Annotated in this window: 32 protein-coding genes; 15 read left to right on the top strand and 17 right to left on the bottom strand. The window is 53.8% G+C overall.

Annotation, left to right across the window (positions count from 1 at the left end; translation table 11 throughout):
* The first annotated feature begins 208 nt into the window (after nucleotides 1–208).
* Both elbB and mtgA read left to right on the top strand, forming a co-directional pair.
* Nucleotides 209–862: an isoprenoid biosynthesis glyoxalase ElbB gene (gene elbB, locus FOY93_RS19970; protein WP_111964977.1), complete on the top strand. Its 654-nt coding sequence runs from the start codon at nucleotides 209–211 to the stop codon at nucleotides 860–862.
* Nucleotides 859–1,584 carry a monofunctional biosynthetic peptidoglycan transglycosylase gene (gene mtgA, locus FOY93_RS19965; RefSeq protein WP_133295213.1) on the top strand — a complete coding sequence of 242 codons (726 nt, stop codon included), beginning with the start codon at nucleotides 859–861 and terminating at the stop codon, nucleotides 1,582–1,584. The genes elbB and mtgA overlap by 4 nt, the downstream gene beginning before the upstream one ends.
* Nucleotides 1,585–1,623: 39 nt before the next feature.
* Here the strand turns inward: mtgA and npr are convergent, their stop codons facing one another.
* The 11 genes from npr to FOY93_RS19910 form a co-directional block, all read right to left on the bottom strand.
* Nucleotides 1,624–1,896 (bottom strand): PTS phosphocarrier protein NPr, encoded by a 273-nt coding sequence (gene npr, locus FOY93_RS19960; RefSeq protein WP_003861872.1) that lies wholly within the window; start codon nucleotides 1,894–1,896, stop codon nucleotides 1,624–1,626.
* Entirely contained in the window at nucleotides 1,893–2,747 is an 855-nt protein-coding gene (gene rapZ, locus FOY93_RS19955; RefSeq protein WP_008501442.1) for an RNase adapter RapZ, read from the bottom strand. The genes npr and rapZ overlap by 4 nt, the downstream gene beginning before the upstream one ends.
* Nucleotides 2,748–2,792: 45 nt before the next feature.
* Complete coding sequence (gene ptsN, locus FOY93_RS19950) at nucleotides 2,793–3,284, bottom strand: PTS IIA-like nitrogen regulatory protein PtsN (protein WP_008501443.1); 492 nt, start codon at nucleotides 3,282–3,284, stop codon at nucleotides 2,793–2,795.
* An 82-nt stretch (nucleotides 3,285–3,366) separates the two neighbouring features.
* The gene (hpf, locus tag FOY93_RS19945; protein ID WP_111964975.1) at nucleotides 3,367–3,654 is read right to left on the bottom strand and encodes a ribosome hibernation promoting factor; all 288 of its coding nucleotides are present in this window, start codon (nucleotides 3,652–3,654) and stop codon (nucleotides 3,367–3,369) included.
* Between the two features lie 22 nt (nucleotides 3,655–3,676).
* Nucleotides 3,677–5,110, bottom strand: a complete 1,434-nt coding sequence (gene rpoN, locus FOY93_RS19940; protein WP_143345584.1) for an RNA polymerase factor sigma-54 — start codon at nucleotides 5,108–5,110, stop codon at nucleotides 3,677–3,679.
* A 47-nt stretch (nucleotides 5,111–5,157) separates the two neighbouring features.
* Entirely contained in the window at nucleotides 5,158–5,883 is a 726-nt protein-coding gene (gene lptB, locus FOY93_RS19935) for an LPS export ABC transporter ATP-binding protein (protein ID WP_023309359.1), read from the bottom strand.
* 6 nt (nucleotides 5,884–5,889) lie between these two features.
* Nucleotides 5,890–6,444 (bottom strand): lipopolysaccharide ABC transporter substrate-binding protein LptA, encoded by a 555-nt coding sequence (gene lptA / locus FOY93_RS19930; RefSeq protein ID WP_033146750.1) that lies wholly within the window; start codon nucleotides 6,442–6,444, stop codon nucleotides 5,890–5,892.
* Nucleotides 6,413–6,988 carry an LPS export ABC transporter periplasmic protein LptC gene (gene lptC / locus FOY93_RS19925; protein ID WP_115876356.1) on the bottom strand — a complete coding sequence of 192 codons (576 nt, stop codon included), beginning with the start codon at nucleotides 6,986–6,988 and terminating at the stop codon, nucleotides 6,413–6,415. The genes lptA and lptC overlap by 32 nt, the downstream gene beginning before the upstream one ends.
* Nucleotides 6,985–7,551 (bottom strand): 3-deoxy-manno-octulosonate-8-phosphatase KdsC, encoded by a 567-nt coding sequence (gene kdsC / locus FOY93_RS19920; protein ID WP_136195212.1) that lies wholly within the window; start codon nucleotides 7,549–7,551, stop codon nucleotides 6,985–6,987. Before kdsC ends, lptC begins: the two co-directional genes overlap by 4 nt.
* 14 nt (nucleotides 7,552–7,565) lie before the next feature.
* On the bottom strand, nucleotides 7,566–8,552 hold the full coding sequence (gene kdsD, locus FOY93_RS19915; protein ID WP_133295211.1) for an arabinose-5-phosphate isomerase KdsD: 987 nt from the start codon (nucleotides 8,550–8,552) through the stop codon (nucleotides 7,566–7,568).
* Between the two features lie 13 nt (nucleotides 8,553–8,565).
* Complete coding sequence (locus tag FOY93_RS19910; RefSeq protein ID WP_039260412.1) at nucleotides 8,566–9,543, bottom strand: calcium/sodium antiporter; 978 nt, start codon at nucleotides 9,541–9,543, stop codon at nucleotides 8,566–8,568.
* Nucleotides 9,544–9,770: 227 nt separating this feature from the next.
* Between FOY93_RS19910 and mlaF the strand changes: the two genes are divergently transcribed.
* The 7 genes from mlaF to murA all read left to right on the top strand — a co-directional run bounded on the left by mlaF (nucleotide 9,771) and on the right by murA (nucleotide 14,564).
* Nucleotides 9,771–10,583 carry a phospholipid ABC transporter ATP-binding protein MlaF gene (mlaF, locus tag FOY93_RS19905; protein WP_133295210.1) on the top strand — a complete coding sequence of 271 codons (813 nt, stop codon included), beginning with the start codon at nucleotides 9,771–9,773 and terminating at the stop codon, nucleotides 10,581–10,583.
* A gap of 7 nt (nucleotides 10,584–10,590) precedes the next feature.
* Nucleotides 10,591–11,373 carry a lipid asymmetry maintenance ABC transporter permease subunit MlaE gene (gene mlaE / locus FOY93_RS19900; RefSeq protein WP_115876354.1) on the top strand — a complete coding sequence of 261 codons (783 nt, stop codon included), beginning with the start codon at nucleotides 10,591–10,593 and terminating at the stop codon, nucleotides 11,371–11,373.
* 4 nt (nucleotides 11,374–11,377) lie between these two features.
* On the top strand, nucleotides 11,378–11,926 hold the full coding sequence (gene mlaD / locus FOY93_RS19895; protein WP_143345583.1) for an outer membrane lipid asymmetry maintenance protein MlaD: 549 nt from the start codon (nucleotides 11,378–11,380) through the stop codon (nucleotides 11,924–11,926).
* 18 nt (nucleotides 11,927–11,944) lie between these two features.
* Nucleotides 11,945–12,580, top strand: a complete 636-nt coding sequence (gene mlaC, locus FOY93_RS19890) for a phospholipid-binding protein MlaC (protein WP_133295209.1) — start codon at nucleotides 11,945–11,947, stop codon at nucleotides 12,578–12,580.
* Nucleotides 12,580–12,873: a lipid asymmetry maintenance protein MlaB gene (gene mlaB / locus FOY93_RS19885; RefSeq protein WP_115876353.1), complete on the top strand. Its 294-nt coding sequence runs from the start codon at nucleotides 12,580–12,582 to the stop codon at nucleotides 12,871–12,873. Before mlaC ends, mlaB begins: the two co-directional genes overlap by 1 nt.
* A 126-nt stretch (nucleotides 12,874–12,999) precedes the next feature.
* A complete protein-coding gene (gene ibaG, locus FOY93_RS19880; RefSeq protein WP_008501458.1) occupies nucleotides 13,000–13,254 on the top strand; it encodes a BolA family iron metabolism protein IbaG in 255 nt (84 codons plus the stop codon).
* A 50-nt stretch (nucleotides 13,255–13,304) separates the two neighbouring features.
* Nucleotides 13,305–14,564, top strand: coding sequence for a UDP-N-acetylglucosamine 1-carboxyvinyltransferase (gene murA, locus FOY93_RS19875; protein WP_115876352.1), 1,260 nt, complete (start codon nucleotides 13,305–13,307; stop codon nucleotides 14,562–14,564).
* Between the two features lie 61 nt (nucleotides 14,565–14,625).
* On the opposite strand, the gene sfsB is transcribed toward murA, so the two are convergent.
* Nucleotides 14,626–14,913, bottom strand: coding sequence for a DNA-binding transcriptional regulator SfsB (sfsB, locus tag FOY93_RS19870; RefSeq protein WP_111964968.1), 288 nt, complete (start codon nucleotides 14,911–14,913; stop codon nucleotides 14,626–14,628).
* A 229-nt stretch (nucleotides 14,914–15,142) separates the two neighbouring features.
* Nucleotides 15,143–16,114, bottom strand: a complete 972-nt coding sequence (gene ispB / locus FOY93_RS19865; protein ID WP_024906360.1) for an octaprenyl diphosphate synthase — start codon at nucleotides 16,112–16,114, stop codon at nucleotides 15,143–15,145.
* A 257-nt stretch (nucleotides 16,115–16,371) separates the two neighbouring features.
* Between ispB and rplU the strand changes: the two genes are divergently transcribed.
* The 4 genes from rplU to cgtA all read left to right on the top strand — a co-directional run bounded on the left by rplU (nucleotide 16,372) and on the right by cgtA (nucleotide 19,213).
* Entirely contained in the window at nucleotides 16,372–16,683 is a 312-nt protein-coding gene (gene rplU / locus FOY93_RS19860; RefSeq protein WP_003025032.1) for a 50S ribosomal protein L21, read from the top strand.
* 19 nt (nucleotides 16,684–16,702) lie between these two features.
* A complete protein-coding gene (gene rpmA, locus FOY93_RS19855) occupies nucleotides 16,703–16,960 on the top strand; it encodes a 50S ribosomal protein L27 (RefSeq protein WP_004385076.1) in 258 nt (85 codons plus the stop codon).
* A 96-nt stretch (nucleotides 16,961–17,056) separates the two neighbouring features.
* Nucleotides 17,057–18,022 (top strand): DMT family transporter, encoded by a 966-nt coding sequence (locus FOY93_RS19850; protein ID WP_111964967.1) that lies wholly within the window; start codon nucleotides 17,057–17,059, stop codon nucleotides 18,020–18,022.
* Between the two features lie 15 nt (nucleotides 18,023–18,037).
* Nucleotides 18,038–19,213 carry an Obg family GTPase CgtA gene (gene cgtA, locus FOY93_RS19845; protein WP_115876351.1) on the top strand — a complete coding sequence of 392 codons (1,176 nt, stop codon included), beginning with the start codon at nucleotides 18,038–18,040 and terminating at the stop codon, nucleotides 19,211–19,213.
* 33 nt (nucleotides 19,214–19,246) lie between these two features.
* On the opposite strand, the gene pmrB is transcribed toward cgtA, so the two are convergent.
* From pmrB to dacB, 3 genes are read right to left on the bottom strand one after another with little or no spacing between them, the layout of a single operon-like run.
* Nucleotides 19,247–20,290 (bottom strand): two-component system sensor histidine kinase PmrB, encoded by a 1,044-nt coding sequence (gene pmrB / locus FOY93_RS19840; RefSeq protein ID WP_133295207.1) that lies wholly within the window; start codon nucleotides 20,288–20,290, stop codon nucleotides 19,247–19,249.
* Nucleotides 20,287–20,949 carry a two-component system response regulator PmrA gene (pmrA, locus tag FOY93_RS19835; protein ID WP_115876349.1) on the bottom strand — a complete coding sequence of 221 codons (663 nt, stop codon included), beginning with the start codon at nucleotides 20,947–20,949 and terminating at the stop codon, nucleotides 20,287–20,289. The genes pmrB and pmrA overlap by 4 nt, the downstream gene beginning before the upstream one ends.
* Before the next feature lie 2 nt (nucleotides 20,950–20,951).
* Entirely contained in the window at nucleotides 20,952–22,385 is a 1,434-nt protein-coding gene (dacB, locus tag FOY93_RS19830; protein WP_133295206.1) for a serine-type D-Ala-D-Ala carboxypeptidase, read from the bottom strand.
* Nucleotides 22,386–22,613: 228 nt separating this feature from the next.
* On the opposite strand from dacB, the gene greA reads away from it, so the two are divergent.
* Nucleotides 22,614–23,090, top strand: coding sequence for a transcription elongation factor GreA (gene greA / locus FOY93_RS19825; RefSeq protein ID WP_014171793.1), 477 nt, complete (start codon nucleotides 22,614–22,616; stop codon nucleotides 23,088–23,090).
* A 151-nt stretch (nucleotides 23,091–23,241) separates the two neighbouring features.
* On the opposite strand, the gene yhbY is transcribed toward greA, so the two are convergent.
* Entirely contained in the window at nucleotides 23,242–23,535 is a 294-nt protein-coding gene (gene yhbY, locus FOY93_RS19820) for a ribosome assembly RNA-binding protein YhbY (RefSeq protein WP_003861814.1), read from the bottom strand.
* Nucleotides 23,536–23,662: 127 nt separating this feature from the next.
* Here yhbY and rlmE point away from each other — a divergent pair, with 127 nt between their 5' ends.
* Nucleotides 23,663–24,289: a 23S rRNA (uridine(2552)-2'-O)-methyltransferase RlmE gene (gene rlmE / locus FOY93_RS19815; protein WP_003861812.1), complete on the top strand. Its 627-nt coding sequence runs from the start codon at nucleotides 23,663–23,665 to the stop codon at nucleotides 24,287–24,289.
* Nucleotides 24,290–24,328: the final 39 nt, after the last annotated feature.

Here is a 24,328-nt window from a genome sequence, read left to right as displayed (position 1 = left end):
TACTGCGCCAACACCAGGGAAATCGTGGCTGCGCCTGTTTTTTTAAAGTTATTTTCGAAAGGGCGCTGCCTGAAAAATTTAGGCCGCACGCAGATAAGATAGCAAATCTTAAATGATTTGTTACATGAATCAGTGAAATGTGTGAAGCATAGCGTTTTAATCAAAATTATTAATGTGCTTCAGCAAGTTGCAGAAAAGGATTGTCATGATGAAAAAGATTGGTGTCGTGCTGAGCGGATGCGGTGTTTACGATGGTTCTGAGATACATGAAGCCGTAATCACGCTGCTGGCCCTGGCTAAGCAGGGAGCGGAGGTTATTTGTTTTGCGCCAGACAAAAATCAGTCGGATGTGATTAACCATCTGACCGGTGAACCAATGGCGGAAACCCGTAACGTGCTGATTGAAGCCGCACGTATTGCGCGAGGTGATATCCATCCTCTTATTCAGGCAGACGCCGCAGAGCTTGATGCGCTCATTGTGCCGGGAGGATTTGGCGCGGCCAAAAATCTCAGTACCTTTGCTGCACAGGGGGCGGAGTGTCAGATCGATCCTCATCTCAAAGCGCTGTCGCAGGCCATGCATGCGGCAGGGAAACCGCTGGGCTTTATCTGCATCGCGCCGGCAATGCTGCCCAGGATTTTTGATTTCCCGCTGCGCCTGACTATCGGGACGGATATTGATACCGCGGAAATCGTCGAGGAAATGGGGGGAGAGCACGTTCCTTGCCCGGTGGATGACATTGTGGTTGATGAAGATAACAAAATAGTCACCACGCCTGCGTATATGCTGGCGCAGAATATTGCAGAAGCGGCTATGGGGATCGAAAAGCTGGTCGCCCGAGTGCTGGTGCTGGCTGAATGAGTCGTCAATCTGGTGCTGGCGCGTGGGTAAAACGTATCCTGTTGCGCATCGTTCTGGTGCTGGCGGTGTTTTGGGGCGGTGGACTCGCCCTGTTCAGCATTATGCCGGTCCCGTTCTCTGCCGTGATGGTTGAGCGTCAGCTCGGCGCGTGGCTCAGCGGTGATTTCGGCTATGTTGCCCATTCTGACTGGGTGAGCATGGACGAGATCTCACCGCTTATGGGGCTCGCGGTCATCGCGGCGGAGGATCAAAAATTCCCGGAGCACTGGGGATTCGACGTTGCGGCCATTGAGAAAGCGCTAGCCCATAATGAACGCCATGAAAACCGCGTGCGCGGTGCGTCAACCTTGTCGCAGCAGACGGCCAAAAATCTGTTTCTGTGGGACGGCCGCAGCTGGGTGCGAAAGGGGCTGGAAGCGGGGTTGACCCTGGGGATGGAAACGGTCTGGAGCAAAAAACGCATTCTGACCGTGTATCTCAACGTTGCCGAGTTTGGTGACGGGGTATTTGGTGTTGAAGCTGCATCTCAACGCTATTTTAATAAACCCGCCAGCAAGCTGAGCATGTCTGAAGCGGCGCTGCTCGCGGCTGTTCTGCCTAATCCCATTCGTTTTAAAGCCAGTGCCCCGTCAGGGTACGTGCGTAGCCGTCAGGCGTGGATCATGCGCCAGATGCGTCAGTTGGGAGGGGACGGGTTTATGGAGAGCAATAAATTAATGTAGGGCGGGTAAGCGCAGCGCTACCCGCCTGAATAGCAGATCTTAATCTTCGTCAAACCCTGCATTAAACAGCGCGATCACAGCCGCCAACGCTTCCTCTTCCTGAGGTCCGGTGGCTTCGACTTCAATCTGGCGCCCTTTGGCGGAATCCAGCATCAGCAGGGCGATCACGCTGTTCGCTTCCGCTTCGGTACCTTCGTCATTCCGCAGCAGAACTTCTGCATCGAAACCCTGCATCAGCTCAAACAGCTTCATCGCCGGGCGGGCGTGCATGCCCAGCTTATTGGTGATCTCAACGGTCTGTTTTACGGTCATGTTTTACGTTTTTCCAGCGTGCGATGACGGGACTGAACGTTCTTACCGCGCGAGCGGAAATAGTCGGCCAGCTGTTCGGCGATATAAACCGAACGATGTTTACCACCGGTACAGCCAATCGCTACCGTCAGGTAGCTACGATTGTTTGTCTCCAGCATAGGTAACCATAGCTCAAGGTAGCTTCGCGTCTGGTAGATAAAATTGTGTACTTCTGTGTGCCTGTCGAGGAAGGCCGCGACGGGTTTGTCCAGGCCTGTCATGGGACGCAGCTTCGGATCCCAGTGCGGGTTCGGCAGGAAGCGCACGTCGAAAACATAATCCGCATCAATCGGGATACCGTGCTTGAAGCCAAAGGATTCGAACACCATCGTCAGTTCACGCTCGCGTTTACCCAATAACCGGGTACGCAGCATTTCTGCCAGCTCGTGAACGGACATCTCAGAGGTGTCGACAATCAGGTCGGCACGAGAACGCAGTGGCTCCAGCAGATCGCTCTCTTCATCGATAGCACTCTCCAGAGAGAGGTTCTTACTGGAAAGCGGGTGCAAGCGACGGGTATCGCTGTAGCGACGGATTAGCGTATTGCGGTCTGCATCAAGGAACAGCAGCTGAGGCGAGAACGTGTCAGGCAGGTTGCTCATTGCCTGTTCGAAGATCTCTGGCGATTCAGGCATGTTACGGACGTCGATACTGACGGCTGCAGAGGTTTGTCTCTCCGCAAGCGTGCGCGCCAGATCGGGCAACAACACGACCGGCAGGTTATCAACGCAGTAAAAACCCATGTCTTCCAGCGCCCGCAGAGCAACGGATTTCCCCGACCCTGAACGGCCACTGACAATCATCAGCACCATGTTCCGTTTCTCCTCAGGACAACAGATGTGAAGGCCATCTCCTGGTTATGCATCATCCTGATTGCCTTCTGCTTCAGTGATAATTTGGTAGAGCTCTTCATCACTTTGGGCCGAGCGCAGTCGACGGCAAATAGTTTTATCGGCCAGACGTTTTGCGACCAGCGACAGCGTATGCAGGTGGGTTTTCGTCTGATCGGCAGGCACCAGCAGCGCGAAAAGGAGATCGACGGGCTGGTTATCAATGGCATCAAAGGCGATGGGTGTTTCAAGCTGCACAAACACACCAACGGCACGCAGGGTATCCTCTTCCAGTTTGCCGTGCGGGATCGCGATGCCGTTGCCGATACCGGTACTGCCCATTTTTTCACGGGTCAGAATCGCTTCGAACACCACCTGCGGCGGCAGGCCCAGCTGTTTAGCAGCCAGTTCACTGATGATCTCCAGCGCACGTTTTTTGCTCTGGCAGTGAACCGCACTGCGGGTACATTCCTGGTTAAGGACATTGCTCAGTTGAAGAGCGGAATCGTTGTTCATCATAATTTCACCTAAGCGCTAACTGTACAAATGGCCTGTTGTGTTTCACAACAGGCCGTCCTGCACCCGTTAACTGCCCGGACAATTAGTGTTGTTTCAGTTTATCTTTATGTTTATTGAGCTGTCGCGCAAGCTTATCAATCAAGCCGTCGATAGCAGCGTACATGTCTTGCCCTTCCGCACTGGCATGCAGTTCACCCCCGTTAACATGCAGGGTGGCATCCGAGATATGAGTCACTTTCTCCACTTTCAACACAATATAGACCTGATTGATCCTTTCGAAATACTGCTCGAGTTTTGCAAACTTCGCGTTCACGAATTCGCGTAAAGCCTCAGTAATTTCGACGTTTTGTCCAGTGATGTTGAGCTGCATAGTGTCTTCCTTATCGGTTGTGTCAGACCAGCTGTTTACGCTGGTTGGACGGCGGAATGGATAAAGACTCTCGATACTTCGCAACAGTACGACGTGCCACCATAATACCCTGATCGGACAGCATGGTGGTTAACTTACTGTCGCTTAGCGGCTTCGCGGGGTTCTCCGCGGCGATCAACTTCTTCACCAGGGCACGAATGGCCGTTGACGACGCTTCACCGCCGCCCTCGGTATTCACATGGCTGGAGAAGAAATACTTAAGCTCAAAAATACCGCGTGGACTGTGCAGATACTTCTGCGTGGTGACACGGGAAATGGTTGATTCATGCATCTCGACGGCCTGGGCGATATCCGCCAGCACCATCGGTTTCATATACTCTTCGCCCTGCTCAAAGAAAGCCTGCTGCTGTTCGACAATACAGCGGCTGACGCGTAGCAGCGTATCATTTCGGCTCTCAAGACTTTTGATCAGCCATCGCGCTTCCTGAAGATTGCTACGAATATATTGATTGTCGGAGTCGTTACGCACGCTGGTGCACATGGAGGCATACTGCTGGTTGATTTGCAGGCGAGGGATGCTGTCTGAATTCAGTTCAACGACCCAGCGGCCATTGTGTTTTCTGACCAGCACGTCCGGAATAACGTACTCAGGCTCGCTGGTCTGGATTGACTGTCCCGGGCGTGGATCGAGTGACTGGATCAGATTCACCGCTTCTTTCAGCACATCTTCTTTCAGGCGCGTGACGCGCATCAGGGTGCGGAAATCGTGGTTCGCCAGCAGATCCAGGTGATCGCTGATGATCACGCGCGCCTCGTCGAGCCATGGCGTCTCTTTGCTGAACTGAGAAAGCTGGATTAGCAGGCAGTCGCGCAGATCTTTTGCGGCTACGCCTACCGGATCGAAACGCTGGATGCGCTTCAGAACGGCTTCAACTTCCTCAAGCTCTATCTCTTCGTCGCCCATGCTTTCCAGAATATCGTCAAGCGTGACGGTCAAATAGCCGGTGTCGTCAACGGCATCGACAATTGAGGTGGCAATCGCGCGGTCGGTATCGGAGAAGGGAGTGAGTTCCACCTGCCACATCAGGTAATCCTGCAGCGACTGGGTGGTTTCTCCCTGATAGACCGGTAGCTCATCATCCTGGTAGTCCGCACGCGTACCGGAAGGCGTTCCGGCGGTGTAGATTTCATCCCAGCTAGCATCCAGCGGAAGCTCGTCGGGCATCTCTTTTTGTTCGAGTGCGTCGGCGGTATCAAGCGCTTCAGTGTCCTGTGACAGCTGAGTATCTACCTCGTCATGAAGATCGGTTTGTTCCAGCAGGGGGTTGCTGTCCAGCGCCTGCTGGAGCTCCTGCTGAAGTTCTAACGTGGACAGTTGCAACAGGCGAATTGCCTGCTGTAGCTGCGGCGTCATCGCCAGTTGTTGGCTGAGCCTTAATTGCAAACCTTGCTTCATGTTCAGAGCATTTTTCTCCGGTTCGGCGTTACGTTACCTCTACCCTATCAGAGTCTGAAGTCTTCCCCAAGATAGACGCGCTTAACATGATCGTCTTCGAGGATCTGCTGTGGCGTACCGTGGGCGATCAGATTGCCCTGGCTCACAATATACGCGCGTTCACATACGGCCAGCGTTTCACGGACGTTGTGGTCGGTGATCAGTACGCCAAGCCCGCTGTCGCGTAGGTGTTCAATGATACGTTTAATGTCGATAACCGAGATCGGGTCAACACCCGCAAACGGTTCATCCAGAAGGATAAATTTAGGGTTTGCGGCCAGCGCACGCGCGATCTCAACGCGACGGCGTTCGCCCCCGGAGAGTGCCTGACCGAGGCTGTCGCGCAGATGCTCAATGTGGAACTCTTCCATCAGCTCGTTGGCACGATCCTGACGCTGTTCGCTGGTCAGATCGTTACGAATTTGCAGGACCGCCATCAGGTTGTCGTAAACGCTAAGACGACGGAAAATGGAGGCTTCCTGCGGCAGATAGCCGATCCCGCGACGCGCGCGCGCGTGAAGCGGCAGAAGACTGATGTCTTCATCGTCAATGATTATGTTGCCGGCATCGCGCGGCACAATGCCAACGACCATGTAGAAGGTTGTCGTTTTACCCGCACCGTTAGGGCCAAGCAGCCCCACGATTTCGCCAGAGTTGACGGTCAAACTGACATCTTCTACGACACGGCGGCCCTTATAGGCCTTCGCGAGGTTTTTTGCAGTTAATGTTGCCATAACGGATTAGTTACTCTTCTTCTGTGCCGGGGCCTGGCCCTTGCCTTTGTCCTGCAGCTGCGACGGAACCAGTACGGTCGTGACGCGTTTACCTTTCTCGCTGGAGGCCTGCATTTTTTGCTCTTTCACCAGATAGGTGATTTGGTCGCCGGTAATGTTGCTGTCCAGCTGTTCCAGATACGCGTTTCCGGTCAGGATAACCAGGTCCTTCGCCAGCTCGTAGTGCATATGCGAGGCGCGGCCTTTCACCGGCTTGCCGTTGTCCTGCATCTGGTAGAAGGTTGCCGGGTTGCCGTAACCATCAATGATCTCTTTGCCCTGCTCGCCACCCGGACGGGTCACGACCACTTTGTCAGCGTTAATTTTGATGGTGCCCTGGGTCATGACGACGTTACCCGTGAAGGTGACGACGTTACCCTGCATATCGAGAGACTGGGTGTCGGACTCGATATGAATCGGCTGGTCGGTATCGCCCGTTACAGCAAGCGCGGGGAGACTGGTCGCCAGCATCGCGCTGGCGATAATTACTTTAAGGCTGAGTTTGTTTGTTTTGAATTTCATAGGAGGTTCTAACCTTTTCAATCAGCTCGGCGTTCTTGCTGCGTAAGTTCCCGCGCATTCTCAAACCGCTGGAATTAAATGTTGTGCCATACAGTGTGACCAGATCCTGCGACGTCACGTCCTGGGTTACCAGGTTGATCTGGGCATTATCCGTCGTAATTTTTCGCAGTTGCGAGTCAGCGGTCAGGGCGTTGACTTCAACGTGGCCGTACAGATAAAGCATACGGTCATTTGTCAGTTTGGCCCGATCTGACTTAATTGACCACGTCGGCACTTTGTCTTTATCGAATGTGGTCATCACCGGTTGGGTAAACCACGAAATACCGTCATCTGAAAAATATTCAACATGCTGGGCAATCAGGCGATAGTTCAGCGCGCCTTCCGGGCTGTAGACCACGGTTTCGCTGTGATCGCTTTTATAGGTTGGATCGCTATTGTTAACCACTTCCGTTTGCGTGTCGTCGCGATCGGCAAGGTTCACGCCAATCAATACCAGTGCGACTAGCGAAAGCAAAATGATAATCCAGCGTCTGGTTTTACTCATATCGATTGCCCTTTGGCCTCATCAAGCTTGCCCTGCGCCAGCAGGAGCAGATCGCAGACTTCACGGACGGCACCACGGCCCCCGTTGATGTGGGTAACGTAGTCAGCGCGCGGGATCAGCAGCGGATGCGCATCGGCAACGGCGATGCTCAGCCCGACCTCAGTCATCACAGGCCAGTCAATCAGATCGTCCCCGACGTAGGCCACGTTTTCCGGTGCGATAGCCAGTTTACCCAGTAAATCCTTAAACGCCGCCATCTTATCGGACTGCCCCTGATACAGATGGGTAATTCCTAAGGTTTCACAGCGGTCTTCTACCAGTTTAGCTTTTCGCCCGGTGATGATAGCCACCTCAATACCCGAGGTGAGCGCACAGCGGATACCATAGCCGTCGCGGACGTTAAATGCTTTCAGCTCTTCACCATTATTGCCCATGTAAATCAGGCCATCGGAGAGTACGCCATCCACATCCAGGATGAGCAGACGAATGTTTTTCGCCTTTGCCATCATCTGGGTACTGACCGGGCCATAACAGGTTGCAAGGGATGCACCCGCATTACTCATTGTCTTATCCTTCATTACACTACGCCTGCGCGCAGCAGATCATGCATATGTACCACACCCAGCAACTGGTCGCCATCTGCAACCATAACGGAGGTGATATGGCGGGACTGCATCAGGTTCAGCACATCCACGGCCAGCGTACCCGGACGCACGCGGATACCGCCCGGCGTCATCACGTCGGCAATGCCCAGGGTACGGACATCAACACCCATGTCGAACACGCGGCGCAGGTCGCCATCGGTGAAGATCCCCTGAATTTTCAACAGATCGTCGCACACGACCGTCATACCCAGATTCTTACGGGTGATTTCCAGCAGCGCATCACGTAGGGAGGCTTCTTTGCTGACGTGAGGGATCTCATCCCCGGTGTGCATAATATCGTTTACCCGAAGCAGCAGCTTGCGCCCCAGCGCGCCGCCCGGATGGGAAAGCGCGAAATCTTCCGGCGTAAAACCGCGGGCTTCAAGCAGTGCGACGGCAAGCGCATCACCCATGACCAGCGCTGCGGTGGTGCTGGACGTTGGCGCCAGGCCGAGCGGACAGGCCTCCTTGGGAACCTTCACGCACAGGTGAATATCGGCCGCACGCGCCATGCTACTTTCCGGACGGCTGGTCATGCAAATAAGCGGAACCTGCAATCGTTTCAGTACCGGGATCAGCGCCAGAATTTCATTGGACTCACCGGAGTTAGACAGTGCGATGACGATATCCTGCGGCGTGACCATACCCAGGTCGCCGTGCGCGGCTTCCCCCGGGTGTACAAAGAAGGAAGAGGTTCCGGTGCTGGCAAATGTTGCCGCCATTTTACGTCCAATGTGGCCGGACTTACCCATCCCCATCACCACGACTTTGCCGGCACAGTAGAACATCTTCTCACATGCCAGACTAAAATCCTGATTAATGTACCGATCTAACTGCGCCAGACCTTCACGTTCAATCTCCAGAACCTCTTTGCCTGCTTTCTGAAAGTCAAAACCCGGCTGCAATTCTATTTGCGACATAATGCGTTTCCGATTACCCAGAGAGAAGAGGCGAGAGCCAGTACAGCATCGCCATCCATACGATAAATCCACCCGTCAGCAGCGCGCCTGCGCCTTTGCCGATCTGTCGTTGCCGCCGCCAGCAGAGCAGGGCAAATATCACGCTGACCAATAACATCACGCCGTAGTCACGCGAGAATGCCAGGGGATTAAAGGGCCCTGGCGTAATGAGGGCCGGAAGGCCCATCACAATGGCGATATTAAATATGTTGGAACCGATGATATTACCAATGGCAATGTCATCTTCGCCTTTACGTGCCCCCGCAATGGCCGTGGCCAGCTCCGGCAGGCTGGTACCGATGGCAATCACCGTCAGACCAATGGTAAGTTCACTGATGGCGAAATAGTTCGCCAGCACCGTCGCGTTATCCACGACCATACGCGTTGCCATCGGCATGATGATCAGCGCAACGCCAAGCCAGAGCAGGGCAACAGGCAGCGTGCCTTCTCGCGGAAGTTCGGCGACCTGCTCACGCGTGAGGCTATCCTGACCCTGTTTTTCCGCCTGACGGGCGATTTTAACACTATACAGCAACCAAATGACGGCCAGCGCCAGCAGGAAAATACCGTCGCTGTAGCTCAGTACGCCATCGTAAAATACGCAGCCTGCCAACAGGCTTACGATTAACATTAGCGGCAATTCACGGCGCAGAACATCAGAATGCACGCGAAATGGATGGAGCAGTGCGGCCAGGCCTAAAATCAAGAGTATATTGACGATGTTAGAGCCAATCGCGGTGCCTACTGCAAGGTCTAACTGACCATGCAGCGATGCCGAGACAGAGACGATGATTTCAGGAAGTGACGTTCCCACACTGACCACGGTCATCCCGATGACGACAGGCGGTACGCCCGTCAGGCGACACAGGATAGATGCAGCAAATACTAAACGGTCAGCACTGTAGACGACCAAAAGTAAACCAATTATTAACAGTGCTGTTGCTAAAAGCATCAAAAGTCCTTTCTTCAGGTATACTCGTCGGTCCATCGCGCGTGCACGGCTGGACTGCATACAGTCTGAGGCGTAACGAATTCCTAATTTTGACTTTATGCGCCGGAAAAGTAAAACAAATGCCAGCTTTCGCTAACCTCTACGGTTATTATTCTGTAAAAATGCTGAGTTTAGGGCTGATTCAGGCTACATGCCTTAACGTGAGCAGGATAAGAAAGGAACTATAAATGAGCCAAACCATGGCGAATTTAGTCGATGTCCGCGGGGTGAGTTTTTCTCGCTCCAGCAGATTGATATTTGATGATATTTCGTTGACCGTTCCGCGTGGCAAGATCACTGCCATTATGGGGCCGTCCGGGATCGGTAAAACGACCCTGCTTCGCCTTATTGGTGGGCAGATCCCACCGGATAGCGGTGAAATCCTCTTTGATGGCGAAAACATCCCGGAGATGTCGCGCTCGCGCCTGTATACTGTCCGCAAACGCATGAGCATGCTCTTTCAGTCGGGCGCCTTGTTCACCGACATGAACGTCTTTGATAACGTGGCTTATCCGCTGCGCGAGCATACCAGTCTGCCACCTGAACTGCTGAAAAGCACGGTGATGATGAAGCTCGAAGCCGTTGGCTTGCGGGGGGCCGCGAAGCTGATGCCTTCGGAGCTGTCCGGCGGCATGGCGCGCCGCGCCGCGCTGGCGAGAGCCATTGCATTAGAACCTGATTTAATCATGTTCGACGAACCGTTTGTTGGACAGGATCCCATTACGATGGGCGTGCTGGTGAAGCTCATCTCTGAACTGAACAGCGCGCTTGGCGTCACCTGCATTGTGGTGTCTCACGATGTACCGGAAGTATTGAGCATTGCCGATTACGCCTATATCGTGGCGGACAAAAAGATCGTCGCACACGGTAGCGCTCAGGCGCTGCAGGAAAATTGCGATCCGCGTGTTAGACAGTTCCTCGACGGTATTGCCGATGGCCCTGTGCCGTTCCGCTACCCGGCAGGCGACTATCGTGACGATTTACTGGGAATAGGGAGTTAAGCCACTCATGCTGTTAAATGCGTTGGCCGCTCTCGGACACCGTGGCATAAAAACCATCAGGACGTTCGGGCGTGCCGGATTGATGTTATTCAACGCCCTGGTTGGCAGGCCGGAATTCCGTAAGCACGCGCCGCTATTGGTGCGCCAGCTTTATAATGTCGGAGTGCTGTCGATGCTCATCATCATTGTCTCCGGTCTGTTTATCGGTATGGTGCTTGGGCTGCAGGGCTATCTTGTTCTGACAACCTACAGTGCGGAAACTAGCCTCGGGATGCTGGTGGCGCTCTCGCTGCTGCGCGAGCTGGGGCCCGTTGTGGCGGCGCTGCTTTTCGCCGGGCGCGCGGGGTCGGCATTAACAGCTGAAATTGGCCTGATGCGCGCGACCGAGCAGCTTTCCAGCATGGAGATGATGGCGGTCGATCCGCTGCGTCGCGTGATCTCGCCGCGTTTCTGGGCTGGGGTGATCTCTTTACCGTTACTGACTATTCTGTTTGTCGCCGTGGGTATCTGGGGCGGCTCGCTGGTTGGCGTGCACTGGAAAGGCATCGATGCCGGTTTCTTCTGGTCCGCGATGCAGGACGCCATTGACCTGCGAATGGATCTGGTTAACTGCCTGATTAAAAGCGTGGTATTTGCCATTACGGTCACCTGGATTGCATTGTTCAATGGTTACGATGCCATCCCGACGTCGGCGGGCATTAGCCGCGCAACTACACGTACAGTCGTTCATTCGTCGCTGGCCGTACTGGGTCTGGATTTTGTGCTCACCGCACTGATGTTTGGGAATTGAGTTCATGCAAACGAGAAAAAATGAAATTTGGGTCGGTGTATTCCTGCTGCTGGCGCTGCTAGCCGCACTGTTTATCTGCCTGAGAGCGGCGGATATCACGTCTGTGCGCACAGAACCGACGTATCGCATCTATGCCACCTTCGATAACATCGGCGGGCTGAAGGCGCGTTCACCGGTCCGTATCGGCGGCGTGGTGATCGGGCGCGTATCCGACATTACGCTGGATGAGAAGACCTATCTGCCTCGCGTCGCGATGGATATCGAAGAGCGTTACAACCACATTCCGGACACCAGCTCCCTGTCTATCCGGACTTCCGGTCTGCTGGGCGAACAATATCTGGCGCTTAACGTTGGCTTTGAAGATCCCGAGCTGGGAACGACTATCCTTAAAGACGGTAGCGTCATTCAGGATACGAAATCCGCGATGGTGCTGGAGGATATGATTGGTCAGTTCCTTTACAACAGTAAAGGAGATGGCAAAAAATCTGACGCTGCCCCTGCGCAGAGCGAAGACCATACCAATGCCGCGCCGACCCCAGGTGCTGCGAATTAATATCAGGAGAAGTCATTCATGTTTAAACGACTGTTAATGGTTGCCATGCTGGTCATCGCCCCTCTCACCGCGGTGCACGCGGCGGATCAGAGTAACCCGTACAAACTGATGGACGAAGCGGCGAAGAAGACATTCGACCGTCTTAAAAACGAACAGCCTAAGATTCGTTCTAATCCTGATTACCTGCGTGACGTGGTTGACCAGGAGCTGCTGCCGTACGTGCAGATCAAATATGCGGGTGCGCTGGTGCTGGGCCGCTATTACAAAGACGCGACTCCTGCGCAGCGTGAGGCCTACTTTGCCGCGTTCCGTGAATACCTGAAACAGGCCTATGGCCAGGCGCTGGCGATGTACCACGGTCAGACCTATCAGATTGCGCCCGAGCAGCCGCTGGGCGATGCGACCATCGTCCCTATCCGTGTGACGATCAACGATCCTAACGGTCGTCCGCCGGTTCGTCTGGATTTCCAGTGGCGTAAAAACAGCCAGACCGGTCACTGGCAGGCGTATGACATGATCGCCGAAGGCGTAAGCATGATCACCACCAAACAGAACGAATGGAGCGATCTGCTGCGCACCAAAGGCATTGATGGCCTGACCGCTCAGCTGCAGTCCATTGCTCGTCAGAAAATCACGCTGGACGAGAAGAAGTAATGTCACAGCAACTCAGCTGGTCGCGTGAAGGCGAGACGTTAAAGCTGTCCGGTGAGCTGGATCAGGATCTGCTCAACCCCTTATGGGATAAACGCCATGAGGCTATGCAGGGCGTGACGCTTATCGACTTAACCGAGGTCACGCGGGTGGATACGGCCGGGGTTGCGCTGCTTGCCCATCTGATTGCTGTAGGGAAAAAGCAGGGGGCTAGCGTCACGCTTCGCGGCGCGAGCGAGAATGTCGTGACCCTTGCTCAGCTCTACAATCTTCCTCAGGACGTATTGCCTCGTTAATATTTTCAGTGCGTTACTTCCGAAAGCCCTGACAGTTTCATCGTCAGGGCTTTTTGCTTGTTTAAGACAACGCCACTTTGCTCTAAGATGTTGGGCTTGTTTTCACTATCAGATGATTAAGAACCCATGGAAAATCATGAAATCCAGACAGTGCTGATGAATGCACTCTCCCTTCAGGAAGCCCACGTCACTGGCGATGGCAGTCACTTCCAGGTTATTGCTGTGGGTGAGATGTTCGACGGTATGAGCCGCGTGAAGAAACAGCAGGCTGTGTACGCGCCGCTGATGGAATATATTGCGGATAACCGCATCCACGCCCTGTCGATTAAAGCGTTCACCCCGCAAGAGTGGGCACGCGATCGCAAACTAAACGGTTTTTGAGCTGAGGGCGACAGGCCCGCAGCACGGTTGAATTTATAAGAGAGCACACAATGGATAAATTTCGTGTACAGGGGCCAACGCGTCTCCAGGGCGAAGTCACAATTTCTGGCGCGAAAAACGCCGCGCTGCCAATCCTCTTTGCTGCGCTGCTGGCTGAAGAGCCGGTAGAAATTCAGAACGTACCGAAGCTGAAAGATATCGACACCACCATGAAGCTGCTCACCCAGCTGGGCACGAAAGTTGAGCGTAACGGTTCCGTCTGGATCGACGCCAGCAAGGTGAACAACTTCTCAGCACCTTACGATCTGGTGAAAACCATGCGTGCATCCATCTGGGCGCTTGGCCCGCTGGTGGCGCGTTTTGGTCAGGGTCAGGTTTCTCTGCCGGGCGGTTGCGCCATCGGTGCGCGTCCGGTTGACCTGCACATCTTTGGTCTGGAAAAACTGGGCGCAGAGATCAAGCTGGAAGAAGGTTACGTTAAAGCGTCCGTTAATGGTCGTCTGAAAGGCGCGCACATTGTCATGGACAAAGTGAGCGTGGGCGCAACGGTCACCATTATGTCTGCGGCGACGCTGGCAGAAGGCACCACCATCATCGAAAACGCCGCGCGTGAACCGGAGATTGTGGATACCGCCAACTTCCTCGTGGCGCTGGGTGCGAAGATCTCCGGCCAGGGTACCGACCGTATCACCATCGAAGGCGTTGAGCGTCTGGGCGGTGGTGTCTATCGCGTTCTGCCGGACCGTATCGAAACCGGTACATTCCTGGTCGCAGCGGCGATTTCTGGCGGTAAGATTGTTTGTCGCAACGCGCAGCCAGATACCCTGGATGCGGTGCTGGCGAAACTGCGCGATGCGGGTGCGGATATTGAAGTCGGTGAAGACTGGATCAGCCTCGATATGCATGGCCAGCGTCCAAAAGCAGTCAATGTGCGTACGGCGCCACACCCGGCTTTCCCAACTGACATGCAGGCGCAGTTCACCCTGCTGAACCTGGTCGCCGAGGGTACTGGCTTCATCACAGAAACCATTTTCGAGAACCGCTTTATGCACGTACCGGAGCTGATCCGTATGGGTGCACGTGCTGAGATCGAAAGTAATACCGTGATTTGCCATGGCGTTGAGACGCTGTCCGGCGCTCAGGTGATGGCAACCGATCTGCGTGCGTCTGCAAGCCTGGTGCTGGCGGGTTGTATCGCGGAAGGTACAACGATTGTGGATCGTATCTATCACATCGATCGTGGCTATGAGCGTATCGAAGATAAACTGCGCGCGCTGGGTGCCAACATCGAGCGTGTGAAGGGCGAGTAATCGTTCCGGCAGCCCCCTGCCAGAAATGACCGGGGGGTTGCTGTTCCTGTCAAAAAACGCGTTATTCCTGCGGTTCTCTTTTTACTCTTCTCTGGCGAATCATGCGCGATCTGTCGATAAATTCATGGGTAATGGGATCGTGGTAGCGTGAAGGCCAAATCACCCACGGATGCGTATCCAGCGCCGTTGCGATAATTAATTCTCCTTTGGGCCAGGGGCGGGTGAGGGCGTTTGCCAGAGTTGAAGAACTCAGTCCATGGCGGCGGGACTCTGCTGCCAGTGAAGTGCCTTTTTTGCGCAGTGCGGCAATAATATCAGCCGTGTGCCAGTCGATAAATTTCGTATCCATAACGCTGTCCTTAAGTTCGGATTCACCTACGCCGTTTCTTCTGAAACGACGGGGTTTACTATACCCATTTCAACTTCTTGTTCTAAAAAGTTCGCGTTACTTGATGGGATATTCAGAATAAGACACGGCTTTATTCATGCGGTCTCTAAACCGATGAATTTACATGAACACGGAATTTACAGGCGTGTACAGGAACTCCCCGCTATCGCTGCGGGGAGATACAAGGGGATTAACGGTCGCGCTGGACGGCGATGTGGGCAAGACCAATCAGTGCCTCGCGCCACGGACTGTCTGGAATAACCTGAAGCGCTTCGATGGCTTTGTCGGCTTCTTCTTCCGCACGCTGACGCGTCCATTCCAGCGATCCGCAGATAGCCATGGTTTCCAGTACAGGTTCCAGAAGATGGCGACCATTTCCCTGCTCAATCGCTTCGCGGATCATTTTCGCCTGGTCGGCTGTTCCGTTCCGCATTGCATGCAGCAGCGGCAGGGTCGGTTTGCCTTCGTTCAGGTCATCGCCCACGTTTTTGCCGAGCGTCTCGCCGTCCGCACTGTAGTCCAGTAAATCATCGATCAGCTGGAATGCCGTACCCAGATAGCGGCCATAGTCCTGCAGGCCCTTTTCCTGTGCTTCGGTACAGTCAGCCAGAATGCCGGAACACTGGGCCGCCGCTTCAAACAGGCGCGCGGTTTTGCTGTAGATGACGCGCATGTAGTTTTCTTCGGTGATGTCAGGGTCGTTCACGTTCATAAGCTGCAGCACTTCACCTTCAGCAATGACGTTTACGGCTTCGGACATTACTTCCAGCACTTTAAGGGAGCCCAGACTGGTCATCATCTGGAAGGCGCGGGTATAAATAAAATCCCCCACCAGGACGCTGGCTGCGTTCCCGAAAGCGGCGTTTGCCGTGGCTTTGCCACGACGCATATCCGATTCATCCACCACATCGTCATGCAGAAGCGTCGCCGTGTGGATAAATTCGATGAGCGCTGCGATAGTAATGTGGGCATTTCCCTGATAGCCAACGGCTCTGGCAGCCAGAATGGCAATCATCGGACGAATGCGTTTACCGCCGCCGCTGACGATGTAATAACCCAACTGATTGATCAGTTGAACGTCAGAGTTGAGTTGCTCCAGGATTGCTGCATTCACACCCGCCATATCTTGCGCGGTTAACTCGTTGATTTTTTCTAAATTCATCGCAAAAGCCGGGCTTTTTATCCTGTTGATCCCATCTTCAATGGGGTAACGAAGGGTTTCGGTTTATCAATAGTAGTGCTGATTGTACTGAAAAAACGGCTCAGATAAACGTTACCGTACGTGTTGTGTTTTTTTTCTTCATGTATTGACGGTAGCACTTGTCAAAGGCTCGCGTTTTGCGTAATATTCGCGCCCTATTGTGAATATTTATAGCGCACTCTGATTCATACGAGGACGTGCGCGGAAGCGGAGTTTATATGTACGCGGTTTTCCAAAGTGGTGGTAAACAACACCGAGTAAGCGAAGGTCAGACCGTTCGCCTGGAAAAGCTGGACATCGCAACTGGCGAATCTGTTGAGTTCGCTGAAGTTCTGATGATCGCAAACGGTGAAGAAGTCAAAATCGGCGTTCCTTTCGTTGATGGCGGCGTTATCAAAGCTGAAGTTGTTGCACACGGTCGTGGCGAGAAAGTTAAAATCGTTAAGTTTCGTCGTCGTAAGCACTACCGTAAGCAGCAGGGCCACCGTCAGTGGTTCACTGATGTGAAAATTACTGGCATCAGCGCCTAAGACCTGAGGAGAGATTTAAATGGCACATAAAAAGGCTGGCGGCTCCACACGTAACGGTCGCGATTCAGAAGCTAAACGCCTGGGCGTTAAGCGTTTCGGTGGCGAATCCGTTCTGGCGGGTAGCATCATCGTTCGTCAACGTGGTACCAAATTCCACGCTGGCAACAACGTAGGTTGCGGTCGTGACCACACTCTGTTTGCTAAGGCAGACGGTAAAGTGAAATTTGAAGTTAAAGGCCCGAACAACCGTAAATACATCAGCATAGTTGCTGAGTAAGGTTTTCTCGGTCCGGTAACGGATTAAAGCCCCGCAACCTGTTGCGGGGCTTTTTACATTGGAAACCCGGTAATTTTTTCTGTAGGGAAAACGGGCATGAAGCAGCAGGCCGGCATTGGTATTCTTTTGGCGCTCACTACCGCAATGTGCTGGGGTGCGCTGCCAATTGCAATGAAGCAGGTACTGGAAGTGATGGAGCCGCCTACGGTGGTTTTTTATCGCTTTCTGATGGCAAGCATCGGCCTCGGGGCTATTCTGGCTATCAAAGGTAAGCTTCCACCCTTGCGGCTCTTCCGTAAACCGCGCTGGCTGGTATTGCTGGCTATCGCGACGGGCGGTCTGTTCGGTAACTTCATCCTGTTCAGCTCTTCCCTGCAATATCTCAGCCCCACGGCGTCGCAGGTGATAGGTCAGCTTTCACCGGTTGGCATGATGATCGCCAGCGTCTTTATCCTCAAGGAAAAGATGCGTGGTACGCAGATTATCGGGGCGAGCATGCTGCTATGCGGTCTGGTGATGTTCTTCAACACCAGTCTGATTGAGATTTTCACTCGCCTGACGGATTACACATGGGGTGTAATTTTCGGTGTGGGGGCAGCAACGGTCTGGGTGAGCTATGGCGTCGCACAAAAGGTGTTATTGCGTCGTCTTGCCTCACAGCAGATCCTCTTTTTGCTGTACACTTTGTGTACAATAGCGTTGCTGCCATTAGCAAAGCCGGGAGTGATTTCTCAGCTTAGCGACTGGCAACTGGCGTGCCTCATTTTTTGTGGGCTGAACACGCTGGTCGGCTATGGCGCGCTGGCCGAAGCGATGGCGCGCTGGCAGGCAGCACAGGTGAGCGCGTTAATTACGCTTACTCCGCTGTTTACGCTGTTATTTTCAGATTTGTTATCAATGGCCTGGCCCGATGTCTTCGTCAGACCGATGCTCAACCTGTTGGGTTATCTCGGTGCGTTTGTCGTGGTTGCGGGCGCGATGTATTCCGCCATTGGTCATCGTCTTTGGGGACGTTGGCGCAAAAATGAAGCGGTTGTAGTAGTCCCCCGCTCAGGCGAATGAGTTACGGAGAGTAAAATGAAGTTTGTTGATGAAGCGACGATCCTGGTCGTGGCTGGTGATGGCGGCAACGGTTGCGTGAGCTTCCGCCGTGAAAAGTATATCCCACGTGGCGGTCCTGACGGCGGCGACGGCGGGGATGGTGGTGACGTGTGGCTGGAGGCGGATGAGAACCTCAACACGCTGATCGACTACCGTTTCGAAAAATCCTTCCGCGCTGAACGTGGCCAAAACGGCCAGAGCCGTGACTGTACCGGGAAACGCGGTAAAGACGTCACCATTAAAGTTCCGGTCGGTACGCGCGTGATTGACCAGGGGACCGGTGAAACCATGGGTGACATGACCAAACACGGTCAGCGCCTGATGGTGGCGAAAGGCGGCTGGCACGGTCTGGGTAACAGCCGTTTCAAATCTTCCGTTAACCGTACGCCGCGTCAGAAAACGATGGGTACGCCGGGCGATAAGCGCGACCTGCAGCTGGAGCTGATGCTTCTGGCTGACGTGGGCATGCTGGGTATGCCAAACGCCGGTAAATCGACGTTCATTCGCGCCGTCTCTGCGGCCAAGCCAAAAGTGGCAGACTATCCGTTTACCACGCTGGTACCAAGCCTGGGTGTTGTCCGTATGGATAACGAGAAGAGCTTCGTGGTTGCCGATATCCCGGGTCTGATTGAAGGCGCCGCGGAAGGGGCCGGTCTGGGGATTCGCTTCCTGAAGCACCTTGAGCGCTGCCGCGTACTGCTGCACCTTATCGATATCGATCCTATCGACGGTTCCGATCCGGTTGAAAACGCCCGTATCATCGTGGGCGAGCTGGAAAAATACAGCGAAAAACTGGCGAATAAACCACGCTGGCTGGTCTTCAACAAGATCGACCTGATGGACAAAACCGAAGCGGAAGCAAAAGCGAAAGCCATTGCTGAAGCGATGGGTTGGGAAGATAAGTACTACCTGATCTCTGCGGCAAGCCAGGTTGGCGTGAAAGATCTATGCTGGGATGTGATGACATTCATCATTGAGAACCCAATTGTTCAGGCGGAAGAAGTCAAACAGCCTGAAAAAGTCGAATTCATGTGGGATGACTACCACCGTCAGCAGCTCGAAGAGCTGGAAGCGGAAGAAGACGATGAAGACTGGGACGATGACTGGGATGAAGACGACGAAGAAGGCGTCGAGTTCATCTACAAGCACTAATATCTGTTCAAAGCCCCCATTATGGGGGCTTTTTTATTGAAGCGTTGTGGGCAGCCAGCAGCTGGCGATTAAACCGCCTTCAGCGCCATTTTCAAGGGTCAGCCTGCCGTGGTGTAGCTGGACGATGCGCTGCACGATACTCAGGCCCAGACCGCTCCCTCCGTAGCGCTGGTCAAGACGGCGGAATGGCTCGGTGATTGACACTCGGTGCGCTTCATCAATCCCTGGACCCTGATCGATAACGCTGATCTGCGTCCCCCCGTCGACCTCGGTTAATGTCACTATAATCGTTGTCCCCGGCGGGCTGTAGCGCCCTGCATTCTCCAGCAGGTTGCGCAGCATCAGGCGCAGGAGCACGGCATCTCCCTGAACCGTGAGCGCGCTTTTAGCGGGCCAAATCACCGTATGCTCTTTGGCTTCATGCCCCAGGCCGAGAGGTTCAATGATATTTTCCGTCCAGTTCACGGTTTCGTAGTGCCCGCTCGCCATTGCCTGTCCGGCACGGGCCAGCATTAGCAGCTGTTCGACGGTATGCATGAGCTGATCGATACGGCTAATTAACGTCGCGGCCTGTGGCGCGCCTGACTGCGCCATGAGCTCAAGATGGAGCCGGATGCCGGCCAGAGGCGTTCTCAGCTCGTGTGCGGCGTCTGCGGTGAAGAGACGCTCCTGCTGAATGGTGCTATCCAGTCGTGCCAATAGCTGGTTCAGGGAGGTCGTCACCGCGCCAATTTCTTCCATGTCGGAATACATAGGAAGCGGGGTTAAGTTATCGGCCGAACGGTTAGCGAGACTGTCGCGGAGTTTATTCAGCGGTCGGGTTATCCAGGTGACAGCCCAGAAGGAGAAGAGCAGGGTAAAGCCGACCATCACCAGGGAAGGAACCAGCAGCGAGGCAATCGCTTCACGGATCTCTTTCTCAACGTGATTATTGCGCGCTTTTGCTGACAGCGTTTCGTTGACCAGAAAACCAATCTGTTCACGGCTTTCATGCCATAGCCAGATAACGCTTATCAGCTGGAAAAACAGGAGAATCACCGCCAGCAGCACCATCAAACGCCGACGCATGCTGTTCATTTCTGGCTCTCCAGACGATAGCCGACGCCGCGAACGGTTTTGATCCTGTCTTTGCCGAGTTTACGCCGCAGGTTATGGATGTGGACCTCAAGGGTATTTGAGCCGGGATCGTCCTGCCAGGAGTAAATATCCTGCTGGAGCGTTTCTCTGTGTACCGTTTGCCCGCTCCGCATGATCAGACGCGTAAGCAAGGCGAACTCTTTTGGCGTCACCTCTACGGCCTGATCCTGGCGTAGCACCTGCTGGGTTTGCAGATTCAGCGTAATATCGCCGTCGGTCAGTAAGTTATCACTATGGCCCTGATAGCGGCGAATCAACGCTCGCACCCGAGCCTGCAGCTCCGCGAGCGCAAAAGGCTTCACCAGGTAATCATCAGCGCCTGCATCGAGGCCAGCGATACGGTCTTCAAGGGCATCTCGTGCCGTCAGGATCAATACCGGGTTGGCGATGCCGCGACGTCGCCACTGGCCGAGCAGCGTGGCGCCGTCTTTATCAGGCAAGCCCAAATCGAGGATCACCAGACTGTATTCGCCGCTCTGAATCAGAGAGTCCGCCTCCGCTGCGGTGCCAGCACAGTCGAGGGCGTACCCTTCATTGGCCAGACCTAGCGCCAGCCCCTCCTGCAATAACAGATCGTCTTCAACTATGAGTAGTTTCATCGCTAGTTATTCTGATAGATGTCCTTATAAAGCCTGCTTTCGAAGCGAACAAGCGGAATACGACGATTGCGCTGGTCGGTCGGTTCGACGGCATAGCCGGAAAGATACTGCACGAATGCCATGCGTTGTCCGCTGGCGGTAGTGATGAAGCCTGCAAGGTTGTAAACCCCCTGCAGTGAGCCTGTTTTCGCGGAGACTTTACCATCCACACCGGCAGCGTGAAGCCCGGCACGGTACTGCAGAGAACCGTCATGCCCGGCCAGCGGCAGCATTGAAATAAAGTTTAGCTCAGTGTCGTGCTGTGCAATGTACTGAAGCACCTGCATCATCGTGGCCGGAGAGATCAAATTATGACGCGATAGTCCGGAGCCATCCACGGCGATGGTATTACCCAGATCGATCCCGGCCTGCTGGCGCAGGATCTGCCGAACCGCGTCTGAACCCGCGCGCCAGGTTCCCGGCACGCCGAAACGCGCGTGACCAATCATGCGAAACACCGTATCGGCAATCATGTTGTCCGACTTTTTCAGCATGATTCGCAGTAAATCGTGCAGCGGAGGAGACTGTTTGCTGGCGATGACCGTGCCGGGCTGGTTGACCTGTGTCTGACGAAGCAGCGTGCCGGTATAAGTTATGCCCGCTTGCTTCAGTTCATCTTTCAGAATGGCACCCGCATAGCTTGCCCCATCCTGTACCGCAAAGGCCAGGGGCAGTGGGTCGGCGCGCTGCGTCAGGCAGCCGGTAAGGGTGAAGCGGTTAAGATCGCCAGGCACGACGTCCAGCTCACAATATTGCGCATCCGGGGAACCTTTCGCCAGCGTGCGAACCTGGCTAAACATGGTGACCGGGTAGTAGGATGCTATGCGGATAAATGCTAAATCATCTGGCTTTGGCGCGCTGTAAAGTGAAACCGAGAAGCAGTTACGATCAACAATCGCGGCGGCGGGTGGGGCGCTAAAGCACTGGGTCATGTCGTTCCACGGCCAGCCAGGGGCTTTATCGTGGCTGGCAAAGATGGACGTGTCAATCAGCACATTGCCATCAATTTTCTGCACGCCAGATTTTTTCAGTACCGCAACCATATTGCGGATATCCTGGCGCTTAAAGGTCGGATCGCCGCCAAAACGGGCGATAAGATCGCCTTTCAGTTCGCCACCCTCGACGTTACCTTTGGTCTCGAGTGTGGTTGTAAAACGGAAGTCAGGACCGAGCTGGAGCAAGGCGGCGAGGGCAGTGATCACCTTTTGGGTACTGGCAGGCAGCGCCATCTGTTGACTGTGATAGTCAATCTCGGGAGCCTGTGCGCCAACCTTCTGCACCATCAGGGCAAGGTTCGCGCCTGCGGGGAGCTGATTAATGTACTCATCAACATTCGCGGCCTGGGCAGTGAACGTTAAACTGGTAGTCAATCCGATGATAAATCTGGAAAATCGCATAATCTCGCGCTAACAACCCGAAAACAAACCGTCATACTACGGTGCATAGCACTGCAAAGTAAACGATGACCCATAGTGAACTTCGCGGTAAAATGCATATCAAATTGAAAAATTGCTGCTGACCTGGGGCATTGCTCCCGGGTCGGTTTTCTTTTTGCTTCTTGCCCGCTTAGGTGGGCAGGAGCAGGGAACACTGCTCCCAACAGGAATGTTTAAGAGGTATAACAAATGCAAGCTATTCCGATGACCTTACGTGGTGCCGAAAAACTGCGCGAAGAGCTGGATTTCCTGAAATCCGTGCGTCGTCCTGAAATCATCGCCGCTATCGCGGATGCGCGCGAGCATGGCGACCTGAAAGAGAACGCTGAATACCACGCCGCGCGTGAGCAGCAGGGCTTCTGTGAAGGGCGTATTAAAGATATCGAAGCAAAACTGTCCAATGCACAGGTTATCGATATCACCAAAATGCCTAACAACGGGCGTGTGATCTTTGGTTCAACTGTGACCGTGCTGAACCTGGACAACGACGAAGAGCAGACCTATCGCATCGTGGGTGATGATGAAGCAGACTTCAAACAGAACCTGATTTCAGTGAACTCTCCGATTGCTCGCGGCCTGATTGGCAAAGAGCAGGACGATGTTGTCACCATCCGCACTCCTGGCGGTGAAGTGGAATACGAAATTATTAAGGTTGAATACCTGTAATTCGCTTCTCTACTAAGATGTTGATACATTGTAAAGAAAAGAAAAAGGCCGCGTAGCGGCCTTTTATCAACTCAAGGAGCATGGCATTTTGCTCGCCTGCTGACAGAAATCCCTCGTTTCACACAGAAAATGTGTTTAATTCAGGATATCCTTAGCGTGGCAGCGAGATTTTACGCTCTTTAGATGGGCGGTAGAGCACCAGCGTTTTACCGATGACCTGTACATTACAGGCGCCGGTTTCGCGCACGATGGCTTCCACGATCAGGTTTTTAGTGTCTCTGTCTTCAGAGGCGATTTTCACCTTGATCAGCTCGTGGTGTTCCAGCGCTTGTTCAATCTCGGCAAGCACCCCTTCGGTCAAACCATTGTTGCCAAGCATCACTACAGGCTTGAGCGGATGTGCCAGACCTTTAAGGTGCTGTTTTTGTTTAGTACTCAGATTCATCGTATATTTTTGCTTACGTTGGGATTGAAAACGGTTCATTCTACCGCCATCTCCCTTATATCGCCAAATAGCTGCGTAGAAATTTACGTCACAGGCAGGTAACGATGAACCAGGACGGAAATGTTAAATGACAGGTAAAAAGCGTTCTGCCAGCTCCAGCCGCTGGCTTCAGGAACACTTTAGCGATAAATATGTTCAACAGGCACAGAAAAAGGGGTTGCGTTCCCGTGCCTGGTTTAAACTTGATGAAATACAGCAAAGTGACAAACTTTTTAAGCCGGGGATGACGGTTGTAGACCTCGGTGCGGCACCTGGCGGATGGTCCCAGTATGCGGTAACGCAGATCGGCGGAACGGGCCGAATCATCGCGTGCGATCTTTTACCAATGGATCCCATCGTCGGTGTCGACTTCCTTCAGGGCGACTTTCGTGATGAATTAGTGCTGAAAGCGTTACTTGATCGTGTAGGTGACAGTAAGGTCCAGGTTGTCATGTCAGATATGGCACCAAATATGTGCGGAACACCGGCGGTGGATATCCCCCGCGCCATGTATCTGGTGGAGCTAGCGTTAGAAATGTGTCGTGATGTACTAGCGCCTGGTGGTAGTTTTGTTGTGAAGGTGTTTCAGGGCGAAGGTTTCGAGGAGTATCTTAAGGAAATTCGCTCCCTGTTTGCGAAGGTTAAAGTTCGTAAGCCGGACTCTTCCCGGGCCCGTTCCCGAGAAGTGTATATTGTAGCGACCGGGCGAAAATGATAACCGGTAGATTTCATGCGAAAGTTTGAATGAAACTGG

The organism is Enterobacter sp. 18A13, assembly GCF_007035975.1.
Taxonomy (GTDB): Bacteria; Pseudomonadota; Gammaproteobacteria; order Enterobacterales; family Enterobacteriaceae; genus Enterobacter; species Enterobacter vonholyi.
The sequence above is the reverse complement of the archived record's forward strand: the minus strand, read 5'-3'. Positions and strand labels throughout refer to the sequence as shown.

Coding starts and splice junctions, on each gene's coding strand:
- elbB (WP_111964977.1), top strand. CDS start 209: ATGAAAAAGATTGGTGTCGTGCTGAGCGGATGCGGTGTTTACGATGGT.
- mtgA (WP_133295213.1), top strand. CDS start 859: ATGAGTCGTCAATCTGGTGCTGGCGCGTGGGTAAAACGTATCCTGTTG.
- npr (WP_003861872.1), bottom strand. CDS start 1,896: ATGACCGTAAAACAGACCGTTGAGATCACCAATAAGCTGGGCATGCAC.
- rapZ (WP_008501442.1), bottom strand. CDS start 2,747: ATGGTGCTGATGATTGTCAGTGGCCGTTCAGGGTCGGGGAAATCCGTT.
- ptsN (WP_008501443.1), bottom strand. CDS start 3,284: ATGATGAACAACGATTCCGCTCTTCAACTGAGCAATGTCCTTAACCAG.
- hpf (WP_111964975.1), bottom strand. CDS start 3,654: ATGCAGCTCAACATCACTGGACAAAACGTCGAAATTACTGAGGCTTTA.
- rpoN (WP_143345584.1), bottom strand. CDS start 5,110: ATGAAGCAAGGTTTGCAATTAAGGCTCAGCCAACAACTGGCGATGACG.
- lptB (WP_023309359.1), bottom strand. CDS start 5,883: ATGGCAACATTAACTGCAAAAAACCTCGCGAAGGCCTATAAGGGCCGC.
- lptA (WP_033146750.1), bottom strand. CDS start 6,444: ATGAAATTCAAAACAAACAAACTCAGCCTTAAAGTAATTATCGCCAGC.
- lptC (WP_115876356.1), bottom strand. CDS start 6,988: ATGAGTAAAACCAGACGCTGGATTATCATTTTGCTTTCGCTAGTCGCA.
- kdsC (WP_136195212.1), bottom strand. CDS start 7,551: ATGAGTAATGCGGGTGCATCCCTTGCAACCTGTTATGGCCCGGTCAGT.
- kdsD (WP_133295211.1), bottom strand. CDS start 8,552: ATGTCGCAAATAGAATTGCAGCCGGGTTTTGACTTTCAGAAAGCAGGC.
- FOY93_RS19910 (WP_039260412.1), bottom strand. CDS start 9,543: ATGCTTTTAGCAACAGCACTGTTAATAATTGGTTTACTTTTGGTCGTC.
- mlaF (WP_133295210.1), top strand. CDS start 9,771: ATGAGCCAAACCATGGCGAATTTAGTCGATGTCCGCGGGGTGAGTTTT.
- mlaE (WP_115876354.1), top strand. CDS start 10,591: ATGCTGTTAAATGCGTTGGCCGCTCTCGGACACCGTGGCATAAAAACC.
- mlaD (WP_143345583.1), top strand. CDS start 11,378: ATGCAAACGAGAAAAAATGAAATTTGGGTCGGTGTATTCCTGCTGCTG.
- mlaC (WP_133295209.1), top strand. CDS start 11,945: ATGTTTAAACGACTGTTAATGGTTGCCATGCTGGTCATCGCCCCTCTC.
- mlaB (WP_115876353.1), top strand. CDS start 12,580: ATGTCACAGCAACTCAGCTGGTCGCGTGAAGGCGAGACGTTAAAGCTG.
- ibaG (WP_008501458.1), top strand. CDS start 13,000: ATGGAAAATCATGAAATCCAGACAGTGCTGATGAATGCACTCTCCCTT.
- murA (WP_115876352.1), top strand. CDS start 13,305: ATGGATAAATTTCGTGTACAGGGGCCAACGCGTCTCCAGGGCGAAGTC.
- sfsB (WP_111964968.1), bottom strand. CDS start 14,913: ATGGATACGAAATTTATCGACTGGCACACGGCTGATATTATTGCCGCA.
- ispB (WP_024906360.1), bottom strand. CDS start 16,114: ATGAATTTAGAAAAAATCAACGAGTTAACCGCGCAAGATATGGCGGGT.
- rplU (WP_003025032.1), top strand. CDS start 16,372: ATGTACGCGGTTTTCCAAAGTGGTGGTAAACAACACCGAGTAAGCGAA.
- rpmA (WP_004385076.1), top strand. CDS start 16,703: ATGGCACATAAAAAGGCTGGCGGCTCCACACGTAACGGTCGCGATTCA.
- FOY93_RS19850 (WP_111964967.1), top strand. CDS start 17,057: ATGAAGCAGCAGGCCGGCATTGGTATTCTTTTGGCGCTCACTACCGCA.
- cgtA (WP_115876351.1), top strand. CDS start 18,038: ATGAAGTTTGTTGATGAAGCGACGATCCTGGTCGTGGCTGGTGATGGC.
- pmrB (WP_133295207.1), bottom strand. CDS start 20,290: ATGAACAGCATGCGTCGGCGTTTGATGGTGCTGCTGGCGGTGATTCTC.
- pmrA (WP_115876349.1), bottom strand. CDS start 20,949: ATGAAACTACTCATAGTTGAAGACGATCTGTTATTGCAGGAGGGGCTG.
- dacB (WP_133295206.1), bottom strand. CDS start 22,385: ATGCGATTTTCCAGATTTATCATCGGATTGACTACCAGTTTAACGTTC.
- greA (WP_014171793.1), top strand. CDS start 22,614: ATGCAAGCTATTCCGATGACCTTACGTGGTGCCGAAAAACTGCGCGAA.
- yhbY (WP_003861814.1), bottom strand. CDS start 23,535: ATGAATCTGAGTACTAAACAAAAACAGCACCTTAAAGGTCTGGCACAT.
- rlmE (WP_003861812.1), top strand. CDS start 23,663: ATGACAGGTAAAAAGCGTTCTGCCAGCTCCAGCCGCTGGCTTCAGGAA.